Source organism: Mycobacterium sp. ITM-2016-00316 (assembly GCF_002968335.2).
Taxonomy (GTDB): Bacteria; Actinomycetota; Actinomycetes; order Mycobacteriales; family Mycobacteriaceae; genus Mycobacterium.
The window spans coordinates 3,296,601-3,315,591 of the sequence record NZ_CP134398.1 but is presented as its reverse complement, the minus strand read 5'-3'; the positions used below and the strand labels follow the sequence as shown (position 1 = coordinate 3,315,591).

General features: G+C 67.3%; 19 protein-coding genes and 1 pseudogene. 9 read left to right on the top strand and 11 right to left on the bottom strand.

Translation table 11 applies throughout. The annotated features are described in order from the left end of the window. The first annotated feature begins 2 nt into the window (after nucleotides 1-2). A complete protein-coding gene (locus C6A86_RS16020) occupies nucleotides 3-2,336 on the top strand; it encodes a Tex family protein (RefSeq protein ID WP_199196457.1) in 2,334 nt (777 codons plus the stop codon). 57 nt (nucleotides 2,337-2,393) lie between these two features. Further along, the gene (locus C6A86_RS16015) at nucleotides 2,394-2,624 is read left to right on the top strand and encodes a YdeI/OmpD-associated family protein (protein WP_105366538.1); all 231 of its coding nucleotides are present in this window, start codon (nucleotides 2,394-2,396) and stop codon (nucleotides 2,622-2,624) included. Here the strand turns inward: C6A86_RS16015 and C6A86_RS16010 are convergent. Both C6A86_RS16010 and C6A86_RS16005 read right to left on the bottom strand, forming a co-directional pair. Then, a pseudogene (locus tag C6A86_RS16010) lies at nucleotides 2,621-3,870 on the bottom strand (MCE family protein). The gene C6A86_RS16015 and the pseudogene C6A86_RS16010 overlap by 4 nt on opposite strands. A gap of 99 nt (nucleotides 3,871-3,969) precedes the next feature. Beyond that, nucleotides 3,970-5,127, bottom strand: coding sequence for an acyl-CoA dehydrogenase family protein (locus C6A86_RS16005; protein ID WP_105366522.1), 1,158 nt, complete (start codon nucleotides 5,125-5,127; stop codon nucleotides 3,970-3,972). Nucleotides 5,128-5,219: 92 nt separating this feature from the next. Here C6A86_RS16005 and C6A86_RS16000 point away from each other — a divergent pair, with 92 nt between their 5' ends. Both C6A86_RS16000 and C6A86_RS15995 read left to right on the top strand, forming a co-directional pair. Next, nucleotides 5,220-5,876 (top strand): TetR/AcrR family transcriptional regulator, encoded by a 657-nt coding sequence (locus C6A86_RS16000; RefSeq protein WP_105366521.1) that lies wholly within the window; start codon nucleotides 5,220-5,222, stop codon nucleotides 5,874-5,876. Between the two features lie 262 nt (nucleotides 5,877-6,138). Further along, nucleotides 6,139-7,326 carry a hypothetical protein gene (locus tag C6A86_RS15995; RefSeq protein WP_142407098.1) on the top strand — a complete coding sequence of 396 codons (1,188 nt, stop codon included), beginning with the start codon at nucleotides 6,139-6,141 and terminating at the stop codon, nucleotides 7,324-7,326. Between the two features lie 7 nt (nucleotides 7,327-7,333). Here C6A86_RS15995 and C6A86_RS15990 read toward each other — a convergent pair whose 3' ends face one another. Genes C6A86_RS15990 through C6A86_RS15970 form a run of 5 tightly spaced genes read right to left on the bottom strand, consistent with a single transcriptional unit; the run spans nucleotide 7,334 to nucleotide 11,462 of the window. Continuing rightward, a complete protein-coding gene (locus C6A86_RS15990) occupies nucleotides 7,334-8,536 on the bottom strand; it encodes a cytochrome P450 (RefSeq protein WP_105366519.1) in 1,203 nt (400 codons plus the stop codon). 10 nt (nucleotides 8,537-8,546) lie between these two features. Further along, the gene (locus C6A86_RS15985) at nucleotides 8,547-9,071 is read right to left on the bottom strand and encodes a hypothetical protein (protein ID WP_105366518.1); all 525 of its coding nucleotides are present in this window, start codon (nucleotides 9,069-9,071) and stop codon (nucleotides 8,547-8,549) included. After that, a complete protein-coding gene (locus C6A86_RS15980) occupies nucleotides 9,068-9,670 on the bottom strand; it encodes a carboxymuconolactone decarboxylase family protein (RefSeq protein ID WP_105366537.1) in 603 nt (200 codons plus the stop codon). The genes C6A86_RS15985 and C6A86_RS15980 overlap by 4 nt, the downstream gene beginning before the upstream one ends. Before the next feature lie 14 nt (nucleotides 9,671-9,684). Beyond that, the gene (locus C6A86_RS15975; RefSeq protein WP_105366517.1) at nucleotides 9,685-10,107 is read right to left on the bottom strand and encodes a hypothetical protein; all 423 of its coding nucleotides are present in this window, start codon (nucleotides 10,105-10,107) and stop codon (nucleotides 9,685-9,687) included. Then, a complete protein-coding gene (locus C6A86_RS15970; RefSeq protein WP_105366516.1) occupies nucleotides 10,107-11,462 on the bottom strand; it encodes an SRPBCC family protein in 1,356 nt (451 codons plus the stop codon). Before C6A86_RS15970 ends, C6A86_RS15975 begins: the two co-directional genes overlap by 1 nt. Before the next feature lie 137 nt (nucleotides 11,463-11,599). Here C6A86_RS15970 and C6A86_RS15965 point away from each other — a divergent pair, with 137 nt between their 5' ends. Both C6A86_RS15965 and C6A86_RS15960 read left to right on the top strand, forming a co-directional pair. Beyond that, nucleotides 11,600-12,208, top strand: a complete 609-nt coding sequence (locus C6A86_RS15965) for a TetR/AcrR family transcriptional regulator (RefSeq protein WP_105366515.1) — start codon at nucleotides 11,600-11,602, stop codon at nucleotides 12,206-12,208. A 69-nt stretch (nucleotides 12,209-12,277) separates the two neighbouring features. Next, on the top strand, nucleotides 12,278-12,721 hold the full coding sequence (locus C6A86_RS15960) for an SRPBCC family protein (protein ID WP_105366514.1): 444 nt from the start codon (nucleotides 12,278-12,280) through the stop codon (nucleotides 12,719-12,721). A gap of 36 nt (nucleotides 12,722-12,757) precedes the next feature. Here C6A86_RS15960 and C6A86_RS15955 read toward each other — a convergent pair whose 3' ends face one another. After that, nucleotides 12,758-13,423, bottom strand: coding sequence for a TetR/AcrR family transcriptional regulator (locus C6A86_RS15955; RefSeq protein WP_105366513.1), 666 nt, complete (start codon nucleotides 13,421-13,423; stop codon nucleotides 12,758-12,760). Nucleotides 13,424-13,485: 62 nt separating this feature from the next. On the opposite strand from C6A86_RS15955, the gene C6A86_RS15950 reads away from it, so the two are divergent. Then, nucleotides 13,486-14,931 (top strand): carotenoid oxygenase family protein, encoded by a 1,446-nt coding sequence (locus tag C6A86_RS15950; RefSeq protein WP_105366512.1) that lies wholly within the window; start codon nucleotides 13,486-13,488, stop codon nucleotides 14,929-14,931. A gap of 12 nt (nucleotides 14,932-14,943) precedes the next feature. Here the strand turns inward: C6A86_RS15950 and C6A86_RS15945 are convergent, their stop codons facing one another. The 3 genes from C6A86_RS15945 to C6A86_RS15935 all read right to left on the bottom strand — a co-directional run bounded on the left by C6A86_RS15945 (nucleotide 14,944) and on the right by C6A86_RS15935 (nucleotide 17,488). Then, nucleotides 14,944-16,608, bottom strand: a complete 1,665-nt coding sequence (locus C6A86_RS15945; RefSeq protein WP_105366511.1) for an acyl-CoA synthetase — start codon at nucleotides 16,606-16,608, stop codon at nucleotides 14,944-14,946. Between the two features lie 50 nt (nucleotides 16,609-16,658). Continuing rightward, nucleotides 16,659-17,063 carry a hypothetical protein gene (locus C6A86_RS15940; RefSeq protein WP_105366510.1) on the bottom strand — a complete coding sequence of 135 codons (405 nt, stop codon included), beginning with the start codon at nucleotides 17,061-17,063 and terminating at the stop codon, nucleotides 16,659-16,661. A gap of 68 nt (nucleotides 17,064-17,131) precedes the next feature. Continuing rightward, on the bottom strand, nucleotides 17,132-17,488 hold the full coding sequence (locus tag C6A86_RS15935) for a hypothetical protein (RefSeq protein ID WP_067996659.1): 357 nt from the start codon (nucleotides 17,486-17,488) through the stop codon (nucleotides 17,132-17,134). Nucleotides 17,489-17,525: 37 nt separating this feature from the next. Between C6A86_RS15935 and C6A86_RS15930 the strand changes: the two genes are divergently transcribed. Both C6A86_RS15930 and C6A86_RS15925 read left to right on the top strand, forming a co-directional pair. Beyond that, nucleotides 17,526-18,332 carry a nuclear transport factor 2 family protein gene (locus C6A86_RS15930; RefSeq protein ID WP_105366509.1) on the top strand — a complete coding sequence of 269 codons (807 nt, stop codon included), beginning with the start codon at nucleotides 17,526-17,528 and terminating at the stop codon, nucleotides 18,330-18,332. Between the two features lie 54 nt (nucleotides 18,333-18,386). Beyond that, a complete protein-coding gene (locus tag C6A86_RS15925; protein ID WP_105366508.1) occupies nucleotides 18,387-18,980 on the top strand; it encodes a hypothetical protein in 594 nt (197 codons plus the stop codon). Nucleotides 18,981-18,991: the final 11 nt, after the last annotated feature.

Below are 18,991 nucleotides of genomic sequence, written 5' to 3'. Positions count from 1 at the left end.
CCATCAAATCTGTAAATGCCCGTCTCGCTGAGGAACTGGCCGTGGCCGAGGGCCAAGTGGCCGCCGCTGTGCGACTGCTCGACGAGGGGTCGACGGTGCCGTTCATCGCCCGGTACCGCAAGGAAGTGACAGGCAGTCTCGACGACGGGCAGCTGCGGACGCTGGAGGAGCGGCTGGCCTATCTGCGGGAGATGGACCAGCGTCGCGACGCGGTGCTGGCCTCCATCGACGAGCAGGGCAAACTCACCGACGAACTGCGCGCGGCATTGCGTGCGGCCGACACCAAGGCCCGCATCGAAGACATCTACCTGCCCTACAAGCCGAAGCGGCGCACCAAGGCGCAGATCGCCCGCGAAGCCGGTCTGGAACCGCTGGCCGACCGGCTGCTCGCCGACCCGACGCAGGCGCCCGAATCCGTCGCCGTCGAATTCGTCGGCGAAGAGGTCGCCGACGCCGCCGTCGCCCTCGACGGGGCGAGGCACATCCTGATCGAACGAGCCGCCGAGGACGCCGAATTGGTCGGCGAGGTGCGCGCCACATTCTGGAACGACGGCACGCTACGGACCGCCCCGTGGTCCGAGGAAGCGGCCAAAAGCCCAGCGGGACAGAAGTTCCGGGACTACTTCGAGTTCGCCGAACCGCTGGAGAAGATGCCGTCGCACCGGGTGCTTGCCGTCATGCGCGGCGAGAAGGAACAGATTCTCGCGCTGAACTTCGACGGCGGCGACGAACTGGCCTATCAGGCCCGCATCGCGCGGAGCCTCGGCATCGACATGACCGCCGGCGCGGCGGCCACCACCTGGCTGGCCACCACGGTGCGGCTGGCCTGGCGCACCAAGCTGATGATCTCGGCGGCCGTCGACGCCCGCATCCGGCTGCGTCAGCGCGCCGAGGAGGACGCGGTGGCCGTGTTCGCCCGCAACCTCAAGGACCTGCTGCTGGCCGCTCCGGCGGGCACCCGCACCACGCTCGGCCTGGATCCGGGCTTTCGCACCGGCGTCAAGGTGGCGGTGGTGGACAGCACCGGCAAGGTCGTCGACACCTGCGCGATCTTCCCGCATCAGCCGCAGAAGCAATGGGACACCGCGAAAGCGACCCTGGCCGCATTGGTCGCCCGGCACGGCGTCGAACTGATCGCGGTCGGGAACGGCACGGCGTCCCGGGAGACCGATGCGCTGGCCGGTGAACTCATCGCCGAGATCCGGGCCGCCGGCGCGAAGGCGCCCGTCAAGGCGATGGTCAGCGAGGCCGGCGCCTCGGTGTACTCCGCGTCGGCCTACGCTGCGCACGAGCTACCGCAGCTCGACGTCACGCTGCGCGGTGCGGTGTCGATCGCCCGTCGGCTGCAAGACCCGCTGGCCGAACTGGTGAAGATCGAGCCCAAGTCGATCGGTGTCGGCCAGTACCAGCACGACGTCACCCCGGGGACCCTGGCGCGCAGCCTGAACGCCGTCGTCGAAGATGCCGTGAACGCCGTGGGTGTCGATCTCAACACCGCGTCGGTGCCGCTGCTGGCCCGGGTGTCGGGAGTGACGGATTCGCTGGCCGAGGCGATCGTCGCGCACCGGGAGAACACCGGGCCGTTCCGCAACCGCACGGCACTGCTGAAGGTTCCCCGCCTGGGGCCCAAGGCTTTTGAACAGTGCGCCGGATTCCTGCGCATCACCGACGGTGACGACCCGCTGGACGCCTCCGGTGTGCACCCCGAGGCGTACCCGGTGGTGCGGCGCATCCTGGACCGCAAGGGCATCACGCTGGCCGAACTCATCGGCAACGAGCGCACACTGCGCGCGATCAAGCCCGTCGACGTCGCCGATGACCGGTTCGGTGTCCCCACCGTCACCGATATTCTCGCCGAACTGGAGAAGCCGGGACGCGACCCGCGGCCGGCGTTCTCCACCGCGACTTTCGCCGCCGGGGTGGAGAAGGTCGGCGACCTCAAGGTGGGCATGGTGCTGGAGGGTGTGGTCACCAACGTCGCGGCCTTCGGTGCCTTCGTCGATGTCGGTGTGCACCAGGACGGCCTGGTGCACGTCTCGGCCATGGCGGATCGCTTCGTGTCCGACCCACACGAGGTGGTGAAATCCGGCCAGGTGGTCAAGGTCAAGGTGCTCGAGGTCGACGTGGACCGTCAGCGGATCGGATTGTCGTTGCGGCTCAACGACGATCCTGGTGCCGGCAAGCCGAAGCAGTCCGGCAAGCCTGCCGGTGACCAGAACCGCGGTGGTGGCCCGCAGCGTCACCAGAACAAGGCCAAGAGCGCCGGGCGTCGCGAGTCGGCGCCGCCCAGTGGGTCGATGGCGGACGCGCTGCGCAATGCCGGTTTCGGCCGCTGAGCCCGGGGTTACCATGAGGTCGTGACCCAGCGGATTCCCGGTGGGGTGGTGCACAAGATGCCCGCGGATCTGCGCACCGCCCTGCTCGCCAACGACATCGCGCTGTCGGTGTGGAAGGACATCACACCGCTGGCACGCAACGAATTCATCTGCTGGGTCGAGGATGCCAAGCAGGAGAAGACGAGGCAGCGTCGCATCCATCGGACCACCGAAGAGCTTGAGGAAGGCCAGCGCCGGCCCTGCTGCTGGCCCGGATGCAAGCACCGGGAGCGCAGCGGCAAGGCCTAAGGATTGATGGTCTCCTCGCCGACCTGACGTCCCCACACGTACTCCGCCGTCAGCGGCTGACCGATCTCGAAGTGGTTGTACGGTGCGATGCTGGCACCGGTGTCCATCACCAGATAGGGCATCGGAAAGAGGTCCCGGGTGATCGGCTGCCAGCATCCGGGGCGCCCGCCGGGTCCGCCACGGGCGTTGACCCGCGGAAGATTGTCCGGGAACACATAGCGATTGCCCGCACCCACCAACTCATTCCGCAGCCGCAGCGAGTAGCCGTTGCCGCCGAGCATTTCGGCGAATCGGGGCGCGACATCACTGTAGTTGCGCAGCGTGCACAGCAGCTGAGGGCTGTAGTAGTCCAGCAATGTGCTTGTGGGCAGCAGATCCTGGGCGCCGCGCACCAGATACGGGCCGCCACGCTCGAACACGTCGGCGGCGGTATCGGCGAAGCCCACCGCCGACATCAGCGCCTGATCGACCGTCCGTCGTTCGGTGTTGAGCGTGCGCGCAGTGTCCACGGCCTGGTCGAGCCCGTCGAACAGCACCGTGGCGGAGTCGGCATAGGTCGTGGCAAGATCGGCCAAACCCGCTGTGTCCCGGCGGATCTGCGGCATCCGGGGGTTGAGCTCGCCCAGGATGTCATGCCCGTCCACCACGGCTCGACCGAAACTGTCTCCCAGCCCGTTCAGTGCCTGGGCCGCCGCCGTCAGCGTCTGATTGAGCTTCACCGGGTCCACCTGCTCGGCAATTCCCATGATGGTCTCGAACACGGTGTTGAACTCGGTGGTGGTCGCCGAGGCCTCGATCACCGCGTCCGGCCGCAGCCTGTCCGCGGCCGGATTCGCCGGGGACAGAAACGATATGTACTTGTTGCCGAACACCGTCGTCGCCCGCAACTGCGCGTCCACGTTGGCCGGGATGAGGGCCAGATATTGCGGTTTGACGTCCAGGATCAATCTGGCCCGCGCTCCTCGGCCATCGTTCACCACGCCGGCGGATGTCAGGCGCCCGATCGGGACACCGTTGAACGTCACCTTCGAACCCGGATCCATCGACAGCCCGGCACGCTCGGCCATACCACCACCGTGACACCGGAGTCGAAATACCCGCGGAACAGCGCCCACGTCATGCCGAACACCAGCACGACGATCAGCAGCAGTACCGTCCCTGCGGCACGGTACGGCGGCTCCTTCGGGTCATTCAGTGGGCCCTCGTCCGCCACGGCGATCTGGTCGGCCCCCGGCACCGTGGTCATCGGCCAAGTGCACCACAGGACAACACTTTTGGGGATATCGGGGCACTGTGACGCTCGTGGGGCGCCGCGGTGAATGTGATGCCGGTAACAGCGCCCGGGTTAGAGTCCCATGTCCTTGGCGATGATCATCTTCATCACCTCACTGGTGCCGCCATAGATCCGGCTGACCCGGTTGTCGGCGTAGAGCCGGGCGATCGGGTACTCGTTGATATAGCCGTAGCCACCGTGCAACTGCAGGCACCGGTCGATGACCTTGGCGGCGATATCGGTGCAGAACAGCTTCGCGGCGGCCGCATCGGCGGGTGTCAGTTCGTCGCGGTCGTGGGCCTCCATCGCGCGGTCGACGACGGCCTCGGCCGCATCGACATCGGCCTTACAGGCCGCCAGCTCGAATTTGGTGTTCTGGAACGCCGCGACGGGCTTACCGAACACCGTGCGGTCCTTGGTGTACTGCGCGGCGAAGGCGACAGCGGCCTTGGCCTGGGCGTAGGAGCCGACCGCGATGGCAAGCCGCTCGCGGGGCAGGTTCTGGCCCAGATAGGAAAAGCCCATGTGCAATTCACCCAGGACGTCCTCGACGGGCACCTTGACATCGACGAAGTTGAGCTCGGCAGTATCGGATGTGCGCAGGCCCAGCTTGTCGAGCTTGCGGCCCACCTCGTAGCCGGCGGACTTGGTGTCGACCACCAGCAGTGAGATTCCGTAGCGGCGGTCGTCCTCGCGCGGAGCGGCGGTGCGGGCGCAGACGATGACGCGGTCGGCGTGCACGCCGCCGGTGATGAAGGTCTTGGAGCCGTTCAGGACGTAATGCGTACCATCGCCGGAAGGCTTTGCGGTGGTGCGCATTCCGGCCAGATCGGAACCGGTCCCGGGCTCGGTCATGGCGATGGCGAACATGATCTCGCCGGACATCATGCCCGGATACCAGCGCTGCTTCTGCTCTTCGGTGGCCAGCGCCTTGAGATAGGGCAGGCACAATCCGATGTGCACGCTGGAACCGCCGAAGGACACCGCTGCCCGGGACAGTTCCTCGGTGACGATGGCCTGGAACTTGTAGGAATCGATACCGGAGCCACCGTACTCGGTGGGGATCTCGATACCGAAGATGCCTAATTCGCCCAGCTTGTAATAGAAATCGCGAGGCGCGATACCTGCCTCGAACCACTCGTCGTACACCGGGACGACCTCGGCGGCGATGAAGTCCCGGATCATCGCGCGGAAGTCTTCGTGCTCCTGGTTGTAGACGGTCCTCTGCATCGGTACCTCTCCTTAGCGAACAGTGTTAGCTATTGACCTCACTATAAGCTAACGTCGTTCACCAGGGCAATTGTGGGGGAGGTGCGGAACAGGTGGGAAGACCACGCCTGCTCAGTCGCGAGCGCATCCGGGACAGCGCACTGATGATCATCGACCGCGCCGGCCTCGGCGAGCTGTCCATGCGCAAACTTGCCGCCGAACTCGGTGTGCAGGCCGCCTCCCTGTACAAGCACTACCCGACCAAAGATGACGTCCTCGACGATGTCGCCAGCCTGATCGTCACCGCGGTGGACACCTCGGCCTTCGACGCAGACGAGGACTGGGATGTGGCCCTGGCCGCGTGGGCACGCTCCTACCGTGCCGCGCTGGTGTCACATCCCAACATGGTGCCCTTTCTGGCCGGTGGTCCCGGCCAGCGCGACGAGAGTCTGCGCATCGCGGATTCGGTCCACGGTGGTCTGGTGCGGGCCGGCTGGCCGCCCCGCGAGGCGACCCTGATCGGCGCGGCCACCCGGTCGTTGGTACTCGGGTCGACCGTAGGTTCGTTCTCCCGGGGATTCGTCGACGACGTCCAGGTCTATCGCGACCGCTACCCGCACATGGATCAGGCGCACCTGCTGCGCGGTAAGGCCAGCGAAATCGACACGGCGAGCTTCGAGCTTGCGCTCACCGCATTCATCCAGGGCCTGAAAAGCCAGTTCGCGGCGATCGGGGAACGTAGGCGGCGGCGCCGGCCGGCGACCGTGTGACGGCACGGGGTGCGAACGCCCCGACGGTGTTGCGGTGAAGATGAACGCTCGGTGAATGTCTGCCGCCGTACCGGGTAGCCCGGACACCCACCGGTGAGTCCGTCGCGGACCGCGCTCTAGCTGGTAACACTGCCGGACGCGCGCCCGATAAGCGGATACGCAGCCGTGAAAACGGCGGTTTCGTCGAGATGCCGAACGCGAACGAGCAAACTAGGCTCGTCCGCGATCAGCACCAGACCCGGGACAGGAGTCGGAACCGAGGGTGAAAACCGTACTTGGACTGTCGGTGACCGCGGCCGGTGTCGGCTGGGTACTCGTCGAGGGCACCGCGCCCCTGGACGACGACAAGTTCGCCGTCCGCGGCCTCGATGACCTCGTGCCCCGCTGTCTTGCCGCGGTACGCGGCGCCCAGTCCATCGCCGCGACAAGCGGCCGGCGGATCGACTCGATCGGGGTCTGCTGGAGCCAGGACGTCGAGCAGCAGGTCAGCACGCTGCTCGCGGAGCTGCGAACCGCAGGCTGGCCCGATGTGCGCTCGGTCCGCCAGGTCACACCGGGCAACGGCGATGTTGCGCCCACCCAGCGCACCGAGCGAACCGACCTCTGCGGCCTGCTGGCCGGGATGCTCGCCGACGACCGCGAGACCGACGCCGATGACGAGTCGGCGTTTGTCGATCACGACGTGATCTGCGGGCCCGATGCCGGACGGACACCGGCCTATGACGCCGCACAGGCGGTCGTCACCGACGCTGCACCGCCGGAGCCCGTTCTGGTGGCGCGCCCGCGCCGCAACTGGGTACCCGAGTGGACGCCGGCGGTATCGGGCACCCGTCTGGTGTCGGCGGCCGCGGTGACCGCGGTGGTGGCGCTGTTCGCGGTCGGTTCGCAGTTCGTCGGGACAGCGAAGCAGCAGCCTACGGAGGCGGCGCTGGCCGGTAGCACCACGGCGCCGACGGCGCAGACCACCCAGGTGGTGCCGCCACAGGCGCCGGCGGTACAGCCGGTGGCGGCGGTGCCGGAGCCGACGCCCACCCTCGCCGAGGTGAGCGAGCCGCCGGTGCAACTGGCGCTGCCGCAAACGCAGCCGGTGGCCGAAGCGATGCCCGAGCCGGCTGTGCCCGTCGAACCACCGGTGAGCGCCGAGCCGCTCGCGGCACCGCAACTGCCGGTGCCCGATGTGGCCCCGGCCGCCGAGCTCGCCGTCCCGGAGCCTGCCGTGCCGCTTGCGGCCCCCGTCCCGGCTCCGGAGGTTCTTCCGCCGGCACCGGTGGTGCCGCCGCCGCCGTTCTGGATGCTGCCGCCGTTCGTGCCGGCTCCGCCGCCACCACCACCGCCTGCGGTCGTGCCGCCGGCCCCGGAGGCGCTTGCCGCTCCGGTCGAGCATCTCCCGCCGCCCGCGCCCGTACCGCCCGCTCCGTCGGTCGACCCGGTGCTCGGCGCCCTACCCTGACATCGGGTCAGACCCGCGCCGGCATGCTGTCCCATCCGCGGACCACCGACGCCGAGGAGAACACCGCGGCATCGAGATCGACTTCCCAGTCAGGGAAACGGTTCATGATCTCGTCCAACGCAATGCGGCCCTCGATGCGCGCCAGCGCATTACCCAGGCAGTAATGTGCCCCGACGCCGAACGACAAGTGCTGGCGCGGCGACCGGGTGACATCAAACCGCTCCGCGTCCGGCCCGAAGCGGCGTTCGTCGCGGTTGGCCGCACCGATCAACAGGATGATCGCGCTGCCCTCGGGCACCGTCGCGCCATGGAACTCGGCATCGCGGGTGACGTAGCGGGCGGCCTGCAGCGCGGGTGGCTCGAAACGCAGGATCTCCTCGACCGCGCCGGGCACCAGCGACCGGTCGGCCACCAACTTCCGGCGTTGATCGGGATGCTCGGACAGGAGCTTGCCCGCCCAGCCGATCAGGCGGGTCGTGGTCTCCGACCCGGCCACCGCGACGACGGACATGAACAGCAGCAGCTCCTCGCGGCGCAACGTGCGGGTGGTGCCCGTCTCGTCGGTGAACTCTGCGTTGAGCAGCTCGGTGGTCAGATCGTCAGCGGGGTGAGCGATCCGCCAGTCGACGAACTCGGCGAAGAACTCGCCGTCGGTGATGGGACCGTCGGGATTGTCGGTCATCTGGGCGCCGCGTTCGGTGCGCACATACTTGTCGCCGTCGGCCAGCACGCGACTCTGGTAGTCCTCGGGAATGCCGAACAGCGCGCTGACCACGCGCAGCGGCATCACCGCGCCGAGATCGGTGACGAAATCGAACCGGTCGCCACCGACGAGCGGATCGAGGCAGCGCGCGGTGAACTCACGCACCGTGGGCTCCAACGCATTGATCTTGCGAGGCGTGAAAGCCCGGGACAGCAGGTTGCGGTGGAGATCGTGAATCGGCGGATCCTCGAAAATCAGGGTTCCCGAGGGAATCTCGATGCCCGCCTTGATGATCTCCAGCACCGCCCCGCGTGCCGAGCTGAACGTCGCGTGATCCACCAGCGCACGGTTCACGTCCTCGAAGCGGCTGACGGCGTAGAAGTCGTGGGTGTCGTTGTAGTAGAGCGGCGCCTCGTCGCGGAAACGCTTGAACATCGGGTACGGGTTCGCGTTCAGGTCCGCATCCCACGGGTCGTAGTACACCCGCTCGGTGGCGCTGGTGGTCATCGTCGGCTCCCTAGAAGCTCAGTCCGTGTTTCTCGAAATGCCGCGCCAGTGCCTGCATGTAGGAATCTCCGTGGAACGGTCCGCGGGCCCCGATCGCGGCCTCGAGGAACGGGCCGTATTCCTCGTCGTTGACGTAGGTCGACCAGTGGGTGATCTGCGCGTCCTCGTTGGTATCGACGAAACTGATCGAGTAGAAACCCATCACCTTTCCGTCGTTGACGTTGGTGCCCTGCCATCGGTAGCGCATCACGAAGCCGTTCTCGGCCGGCCAGACCTTGTAGTCGACCGGCTTCCAGTCCGGGAAGGTGATGCCATAGGCCTTGGCTTCCACGGTGGCCGCGGTATCCCAGTGCGTCGCTACATCTTTGAGCACCAGTTCCTGATCGGCGACGAAGTAGGGGGAGGTGTAGACCGCGTCCTCGGTGAACTCCCACTCGTCGTAGCTCTCGCCCGCGGCGACCTTCTGCAGCACGTACTTGTCGCGGTAGCTCTCGGCCATCCGGCGGTGCTTGGCGATACGGTCTTCCAGGTTCACTGCGCGTGCTCCTCTTTGGTGATCGAGTCCGGTGGCAACGGTGCGCTGCCAGGCTTTGCTGGTAAACCCCAGGTGCCGAAAGCCATGGCGGTCAGGGTGTAGGTGCCGACGAGGAAGACGACCTCCATCGCGGCACGTTCGCCGAGTTCGTCGACCAGGCGCTGCCAGGTCGGCCACTGCGCCTTTCCCTCGGCGAGGATCTCGTCGACGGCGTCGAGCACCAGGCGGTCGGCGCCGCTGAACCCGTCGTTGCCCTCGGCCAGCGCGGCGACATCGTCATCGGTGACACCGACCGCGGCGCCCAGCCTGACGTGCTGACCCCACTCGAACGCCGAGCGGTGCCGGTGCGCGACCCGCAGGATGATCAGTTCGCGCAACCGTCCCGGCAACTCTCCGCGCTGCAGCAGAAAACCGTTGAACCGCAGGAACATTTCTGCCATGTCGGGGTGGCGGGCCAGCATCCCGATGATGTCGAAGTTCAGCGGATCGTAGGGTTCGCCGGAACCGGCCCGGGGCACCTTGTCGGCGGGCAGTCCGAGCAGCGCGCCGAACGCGGCGTATTCGGGATCGCCCCATTGGTCGACCGCCAGCGGCGCCATGCGCGGTGCCTCGGTCACGAGGGCAGCGCCATCTGCAGGTACAGGTCGAGGCGCCGGATCCGACCGTCATCGCTGAACTGATACACCGACAGCGAATTCACCACGCTGCGGAAGTCGCCGACGACACTGCGCTCTTCGAGTTCCAGGAACACCAGGTCGCCGTGCTCGGTGATGCGCTTGAACGTGCACTCCCATTCGGAGGTGGTCGCCCACCCGGTGAGGAAGGCGGTGTAGCCGGCCCAGTCCATCTCCTCCTTGAAGGCGCCGACGCGGAGGAAGTTCTCGGTGTCGACCAGGTCGGCCAGGGGAGCCCAGCCGGCTTCGGTGAACCCGGGTGCTTTGGCCGCGGTGACGAGGCGACCGGTGGTGGCGGCGTACTCCAGGACGGTGCGGCTACGGCCGGCGTGCTGTGTGACGATCTCGGCGAGTTCGGGCATCAGACGGCCGCCAGGTAGCGGTCGATGACGGAGTGATAGTGCGCGATCACCACTTCCTCGTTGACCAGCGCCATGTGGTCCAGACGCGCATTGCGCAGCCCGGTCTGCTGCCGTGGCATCTGTTCATAATCCTGTTGCAGCGCTTCGAAATACTTGAAGCTGCCCGGCTCCCGCACATCGATGAGGTCTGCGGCAAACGCACTGCGGTGTTCTTCGGGCAGCCACATGAAGCTGGTGATGTGCCAGATGCATCGGTTGGGGTCGCCGTCGGGGTGCGGGGTGGACATGATGACGGTGGCCTCACCGGCCCGGATGGTCATGAAGAAGTTGGGGAACAACACCCAGCCGTGATTGTCGCTCATCTGGGCGTCGGTGAGGCCTTCGACATCCAGACCGTCGCGGGACAGGGTATCGCGGGTGGCCTGCTGCAGCAGCGTGCGCCCGGTGACACCCTCGGGGAACACCAGAGTGCCGTCCGCCGTGCGGTTCTCGTCGACCAGTTCGGTGAACCGGGGGAGCACCCGCACCACGCCGGGGAAGGTCTCGGGCAACTCCATGATGCCCTCGACCTGTTTTTCCGGGCCCATGCCCTCGACGTGGGCGATCTCGAACGGGGCGACCGCGATGCTGTGTTTGTCCAGGAACCGGTACTTCACCTTGGTCGGATCGATGACCAGCACCCGCAGCAGCTGCGGATGGATCCCGGAAACGTGGTAACCCTCCTCGAAGGCGTCCATCACCACCTTCCAGTTGCAGTCCAGCGCCTCTCGGACGTTGAGCACCGTGGTCATCTGATCGAGGTGATAAGGCTCCAGGATCCGGATGACGTCCTCGCCCAGGAAGTCGCGCAGCGGTGCGGCATTCGGGTCGGGATTGAGGAAGATGAAACCGGCGAAGGTATCCACCGGCACCTCGAGCAGGCCGTAATCGTCCTTGTCGATCTCGGGTTTGGAACAGCCTCGTAGCTTGCCCTGCTGGTCATAGGACCATAGGTGGTACTGGCAGACGATGCGTTGTTTGGCGTGGCCCTGACCGTCGAACAGCGGGTTGCCGCGGTGCCGGCAGGCGTTGACGAAACCCCTTGTGGTGCCGTCATTTCCGCGCATCACCACGAAGGACTGATCAAAGATGCGGTACTCCTTGAAGTCGCCGGCCTTCGCCAGTTCGTCGACACGACCGACGATCTGCCAGACCCGCATCCAGATGGCCGCACGCTCCCGGTTCACGAAATCCTGCGACGTGTAGCGGTCGGTGGGGATCTGCATGCGGAACAGTGCGCTGGCATCGTCGGGGCTCAGACCTTCGGAGTCGACCCATTCGCCGGGGCGGGCGGACTGTGCGGAATCGATGGACATCGAGGGTTCCCTTCTGCGGGCTGATGTTCGCGAGGACGCGAGGGCGGCGTCGGGGCTGTGACGGCAGTCACGATAATACAGAGATGAATTTCAGATACAAGTCTGTATTTGAGATCGATGTTTGCGAGAATGGTCCGATGACCGAGCGCTGGACCAGAGAGCGGCGGATGGAGCAGACCCGCACGGTGCTGCTCGATGCGGCCGAGGGGATCTTCGCCGGCCGCGGGTACGCGGGTTCGCTGGAAGACATCGCCGAGGCCGCCGGCTACACCCGCGGCGCGATCTATGCCCAGTTCGGCGGCAAGGACGAACTGTTCCTCGCGGTGATCGAACGGCATCGCCAGCGCTTCCTGGACGGCTTCGCGGACGTGATGGAATCCTTCGACCGGTTCGCCGACATCGACGTCGATGGATTCGCAGAACGCTGGCGGGTGCTCAGTGGTGCCACTGATGCCCAACAGGCCGCGGCGTTGAACTATGAATTCACGCTTTTCCTGCTGCGCAACCCCGCCGCCCGCGATCGGGTGGCCGTCCAGCGCCGCGAGACGGTGCGGTCACTGGCCGAGTACATCTCCAAAGGCGTTGCCCGCCTGGGCGGCTCGTTGAAAATCCCGGCCGAGTCGTTGGCCCGGGTGCTGCTGGCCACCAACGACGGCGTCACGCTGGCCAGCCACCTCGACGGCGAAGACCTGTACCGCACCTTCCTGCAGTTGGTGCTTTCGAGCGTCGGTCCACCCGAGGAGTGACGCGATGAAGCGTAGGGACGGACCGATAGTGACACCTGGGCTGTTCTACGCCGGTGACCGGGCCGAGGCGTGAGCGCGCAGCGCACGATCAGCGAGGTCATTGCGGCCGCGCCGGACGTCGTCCGCGATTTCTATGTCGATCTGGACAACCTGCGGACGCTGCATCCGCTGATCATCACCGTGCAGCGCACTGCGCGCACCGTCGGCCCCGATGGCTATGTCTCGAACTATCGTGTTCGCGATCGGATCCCCTTGGGCCGCAGCACGTTTCCGGTCACCTATACCGCGACGCTGTACGTGCCGGTCGAGGGGGAGGTCTGGACCGAGGCCAGGCAGTTCCCGCGGGTGCGGCTGCGGGGCCGGGTCTCCTTCGACGAGGTGGCCGACGGCGGCACCCGGCTCACCGAGCGGTTGAGCATCACCGCGCCGTGGCCGCTGGCCGGGTTCACCGCTCGCCAGGCGGTCGCCGCGCACGCCGCGATGCTGGCCGGGATCCGCCGGCATTTCGCGTAGTCGGCGCCGCACCGCCGGAGCGGGCGGTAGAACGTGTCAGCCGGTGCGGGAGAGCACCTCGCCCGCCGAGGCGAGTGACCGCAGCGTGTCGTCCCGCGCGTCGCCCATTCCGACGATGCAGTCGACCGTCAAGGGGGCAAGGACATGTGTGAGGCCGTGGCCCTCGTGGCCGAAGAAGCCGGCCAGCTCAAGCATCACGGCACCGTGCACGAGGCTCCAGAGCCGGCCGGCGACACTCAGCTCGCCGTCGTCGCGGATACGGCCCGAGGCGATCATCCGGCGAACGGCATCGCGCAGTGCCTCAAAGGATTCCGCCTGCTCGGCACGATCGTTGGCGCTCCCGGTGCTGGTGACGTCGGCCCGCTGCCCGACCACCGACGCCGGGGACGTGGTGCCGAAGATCAGCTGATAGCGCTGCGGGTCCGCGAGCGCGAACGCTCGATACGCCGCGCCCATGACGAAGAAGTCGCAGACCGGATCGTCGGTCTGATCGGCGTCGGTCAAGACCCGGGTGAACCGCGCGAACGCCTCGTCGGCAAGGGCGTCGATCACACCGGTCATGCCGCCGAAGTGGGTGTACACGGCCATCGTCGAGGTTCCGACCTCCGCGGCGAGGCTACGGACACTCAGTGACTGCAGCCCGTCGCGCTCGAGTACGCGCATACCTCCCTCGATCAACCGCTCCCTGACGTCGCTCACCATTGCGATATTGCCATAACGCTGTTATAAACGAGGCATCGATAACGCTGTTATGGAGGCTGGTCATGACAAACCGCTATCTGGAGGGGCCGTTCGCGCCGATCGACGAGGAGGTCACGCTGACCGACCTCGAGGTGTCCGGCTCGATCCCGGACTACCTGGATGGCCGTTACCTGCGCAACGGCCCGAACCCGATCGGTGAGATCGATCCCGAGCTGTACCACTGGTTCATCGGCGACGGCATGGTGCACGGTCTGCGTATCCGCGACGGCAAGGCCGAGTGGTACCGGAACCGGTGGGTGCGCAGCCCGCACGTAGCCCGCGTCCTCGGTGAGGAGCGGCGCACCGGGCATACCGGGATCTCCGGGCTCGGCGCCAACACCAACGTGATCGGACATGCCGGCAAGACGGTCGCGCTGGTCGAGGGCGGCGTCGCCAACTACGAACTGACCGACGAACTCGACACGGTCGGACCCTGTGACTTCGACGGCACGATCACGGGCGGCTACACCGCACACCCCAAGCGCGACCCGGACACCGGGGAACTGCATGCGGTGTCCTACAGCATGTATCGCGGCAACACCGTGCAGTACTCGGTGATCGGCGTCGACGGCCGAGCGCGGCGCACCGTCGACATCGAGGTCACGGGCAGCCCCATGATGCACGACTTCTCGCTGACCGAGCGACACGTCGTCTTCTACGACCTACCGGTCACCTTCGACAATCGCCGTGCCGCGGAGATGGCGGTGCCCCGCGGACTTCGGCTGCCGGCGCGGCTCCTGATGTCCGCGTTGATCGGTCGCGTCCGGATCCCCGACCCGATCAGCGCGAGGACGCCGTCCGGGATGAGCGCCGACCGCCGGTTCCCCTATTCGTGGAACCCGCGTTATCCCGCCAGGGTCGGCGTGATGCCGCGCGAGGGCGGCAGCGCCGACGTGCGCTGGTTCGACGTGGAACCCTGCTATGTCTTCCACCCGATGAACGCGTACGACGACGGCGATACGGTCGTGCTCGACGTGATCCGCCATCCCAAGATGTTCGACACCGATCACCTCGGGCCGAACGAAGGTCCGCCGACGCTGGATCGCTGGACGGTCGACCTCGCCGACGGCAAGGTGCGCGAGTCGCGGATCGACGATCGCGCCCAGGAGTTCCCGCGCGTCGACGAGCGGCTCGTCGGCAAGCGGCACCGCTATGGCTATGCTCCCGCGGTCGGCGAGGGCACCGGTGGGACCGGCACGCTGCTCAAGCACGACTTCGTCGGCGGGAACAGCCAGGCACGGTCCTTCGGGGCGGACACGTCGCTGGGCGAGTTCGTCTTTCACCCGTCCGCGCCGGACGCCGACGAGGACGACGGCGTGCTGATGGGCTACGTCTACGACCGGCCGACCGACCGCAGTGAGCTGGCGATCGTGGATGCCCGGACGCTGGAGCCGGTGGCCGCGGTCAAGCTGCCGCACCGGGTACCCGCCGGATTCCACGGCAACTGGGTGCCCACGGGCCAGGTCTGATCCGGCGCAGGATCAGCTCGCGGACACTGCCTCGCCGCCGGCGACCGCCTTGGCCCACCGATAGTCGGCCTTGCCGGCCGGTGAGCGCACGATTTTCGGCTGGCGGATAAAGGCTTTCGGGATCTTGTAACGCGCCACCGACTGCCCGCAGACCGCGGCCAGGTCCTCGTCGTCGGCACTGGCGCCCTCGGCGAGTTGCACGACGGCCACCACCTCCGAGCCCCAGCGTTCCGAGGGCCTGCCCACCACCACGACGTCGTAGACGGCCGGGTGCGCGGCGATGGCACGTTCCACCTCTTCGACGAAGATTTTCTCGCCACCGGAATTGATGGTCACCGAATCGCGGCCCAGCAGCTCAATCCTGCCGTCCTCCAAGACATTTGCCCGGTCACCCGGCACCGACCAGCGCACCCCGTCGATGGTGGGGAAGGTGCGGGCCGTCTTGTCCGGATCGCCGAGATAGCCCAGCGGGATCAGATCGCGGCGGGCCAGCCAGCCGCCGCCCTCGCCGGGTGCCAGCACCCGGCTGAAATCCTCGGCGACGACCGCGGTATCGGACTGGGCGTCGAAGACGGCCGCGGTCGTCTCGCCGCCGGCGGTGGAGAAGGTGCTCAACTGGGCGCCGGATTCCGAGGCACCGACGGCGTCGAGCAGCATCAGGTGCGGCAGGGCGCTCAGGATGCGCTCACGCACCGTCGGCGAGAGGGCGGCGCCGCCGTTGGTGATGGTGAGCAGCCCGGACAGGTCGTAGTCGCCCTTCTCGATCTCTTCGACCAGCGGCCGGGCCACCGCATCGCCGACGACCGGAATCGTCAGTACTCGTTCACGTTCGGCGAGGCGCAGCACCTCGGCGGGACGCAACCGCTCCACATCGTCGGGGATGACCAGCCGGCCGCCCATCGTGATCGCGTTGTAGGCCGCCCACTGCGCGGCGCCGTGCATGAACGGCGGGATCATCAACATCGACATGGCGCCCGCGCCGGCGCGGGCCTTCTCGGCGAGTTCCTCATGGGAGGCCAGGGCCTGATTGCTGCCGAACGGACGCCCGCCCATGGAGGACAGGAAGATGTCGTGCTGGCGCCACAACACGCCCTTGGGCATGCCGGTGGTGCCGCCGGTGTAGAGAATGTACAGGTCATCCCCGGAGGCGGCGGGAAGCCCGCCGGCCGGTGCCGGCGTGCTCAGGATCGCCTCGTAGTCCACTGCGCCGGGCAGTAGCTCGTTGCCGGATGCGTCGGAAACCTGAACCAGCACCTGCAGGTGCGGGACGCGGTCACGGATCGCAGCCACCCGGGGCGCGAACTCGGCGTTGTAGATCAGCGCACGGGCCTTCGAATCGTTGAGCAGGTAGACGAGTTCTTCCTCGACGTAGCGGTAGCTCACGTTGAACGGCGCGACCCGGGCGCGGTACGCGCCGATCATCGACTCCAGGTACTCGTTGCCGTTGCGCAGATAGATGCCGAGGTGGTCCTGTCCGGATTCGTGGCCCTCGAGGGTGTCACGTTCGGTGTGGCAGCCCAACCCCGCCGAGGCCAGGAAATGGGCGAACCCGTCGATCCGGGCATCGAATTCCGCATAATTGAATCGGCGGTCCCGCCAGACCAGAAAGGTCTGTTCGCCGATGGCGCCGGCCACCGTGCGGAATACCGAGGACAGGTCGAAGGTCACGCCGCTCATGACAACAGACCATACATTGATCGAAGACGCGTATGGTCGAGCTCGGGCATCTACGCCGGGAAGAACCCGTCTCCGGTCAGCACCCCGGGCTGCCAGCCCAGCGCGCCCCGGCAGAGCATCGGGCGACCGTCGGGTGTCTGTGCTGCGCCCTTGGCCACCGCGCACGGTGCACCGGTCTCCTGCACACCGTGCAGCGGATAGGAGATCGTCCAGAATCCGGTGTAGACCGGCGGCCACTGGTTGGGGATCCAACTGCACTTCATCGCCTGCCCACCGCGGCCGCGCCCGAAGGTGAACAGCTGGGTGTTGTCACACGGCGCACCGAGCGCGGCGTGGTAGTTCATCCCGGGCACATCGGTCGGATAGCGGCCCGACTCGTCATCGGCCGCGGCGGGCGCGGCAAAGCTCAGCGCAGCGGCCGCGATCGATACAGCAACCGTCAGTTCACGAATCATGTCCCACCCTTTGCCAGGTCGTGCCCGTACCCCGGCAAAGTTTAGTGGTGCGGACGCCACGCGCGGGGCTATTCGGGCGCGTCGAGCACACTGACCGCGATCCCGTACGGCAGGAAACGGACGCGGCGGGACGGATCGGTGTTGTTCTTGTTCGCCCGCAGCGCGTCCAGCTCGCTCGGGTACACCTCTTCGATGTGGGCGCCGCCCGCGGCATCGACGCTGTAGATCGCCCAGACCCCGTCGCCGGTGTCACCGGTGGTCTCGGGCCGGGCGGGCTGGGCCTGGCTGGTGAACTGGTCGATCAGGGTGGACCAGCCCGCACGCTTGCCGAACCGGTCCAGCGCGTCGCGCAGCCCCTCGCCGGCTTCCCGGGCGAGCCTGTCAAACTCTTCGGGGTCGATACCGAACGGCCCGTTCTGGCTCATCGCCGTCCTCCTTCACGCAGGGGTGGTAACCAAGGATATGTCCTTAACACGAAGTGCGGTTTTGGCAACGGTGGAGCGCTCGCCCGCAGCGGCCGGCGCACATGATCGCGCCGGCTGGGTCGGGCTGTTCGCCGGCGACGGCAAGGTCGAGGACCCGGTCGGTGCGCGTCCCCACGTCGGGCATGCCGAGATCGAGCGGTTCTACGACACCTTCATCGGCCCGCGGGACATCACCTTCCGCCGTGCGATCGACATTGTCCGCGGCCACACGGTGCTGCGCGACCTCGTGCTCGAGGTGGCGATGGGCTCTGCGGTCACGATGCAGATCCCGGCCATCCTGCGCTACGACGTGCACCCGACCGCAACCCCCGACGAGCTGCGCATCGCCCGGTTGCAGGCGTACTGGGAGCTGCCGGCGATGGCATGGCAGTTCGCCCGCAACGGACCCGCCGCGGTTCCCGCCGCGCTACAGCTGACTCGAGCGCTGCTGACCAATCAGGGACCGTCGGGGACGGCCGGTTTCATGTCCGGGGCGCTCGGTGTCGGCCCGCGCGGCAAGCGTCTCATCGTGCAGCTGATCGACGATGCCTGCGCAGGCAACGAGGTTGCGGTCAAGCGGGTCCTGGGGCCCGACGCCGACATCACGGCGGGCGACGACGACCGGCTCAGGCCCACCGAACTGGTGGCGGCGCTCAACGGTGCGCGGCGCCGCACCACGATCGTGGCCGGACGCCATGTCGCCGTCAGCGTCACCGGACCCGGCGGCGATGCGATCCTGATCGCCGATGTCGGGTCGCGGCCGAGCCGGGTACGGCGGATGCGGTTGTTCGTCGAGGCGGGGTAGAAGCCCAGCCGGGGGATCGCGGTGACGCGGCGACATGAGACGGTGGTATCCACCATGGACAGTTCTTCCCCCGGGTCGGCCGCCGGAAACACACCGCAGTACCTGAGCTATGAGGATTTCGGCCGGCGGTTCTTCGAGGTCGCGGTCTCGGAGAAGCGCGTCGCGGACGCGATCGGCGCGATCGCCGGGGACGAGTTCGAGATGGGGCCGATGGGCCAAGGCCCCGGCGGTATCGCCAAGGTCACCGCCAGGGTGCGCATCCAGGCGCCGCGGGTCACCCGGCACGTCGGCCAGACCATCACCTTCGACATCCGCATCCCGCTGGAGATCAACATGGTGGTCGACCTGCGGATCGACCGGCCACGATTCATGGTGTTCGGTGAGATCGCGCTGCAGGCGGCGGCTCGGGCCGCCGACCCGCTTCTGTTGATCATCGACGTCGACAAGCCGGGACCCCGAGACATCTCGATTCACGTCACCTCGGGGACACTGCGGGGCGAGGCGCTGCGGGTGCTCGCAGGTATCGACGCCGAGATCAAACGGTTCATCGCCGCGCACGTGGTCGGCGAGATCGACAGCCCCGGAGCGCGGCAGGCCAGGATCATCGACGTCGCCGCCCAGATCGACGCGGGCTGGGCCGGGATCTAAAGCACCGTAGT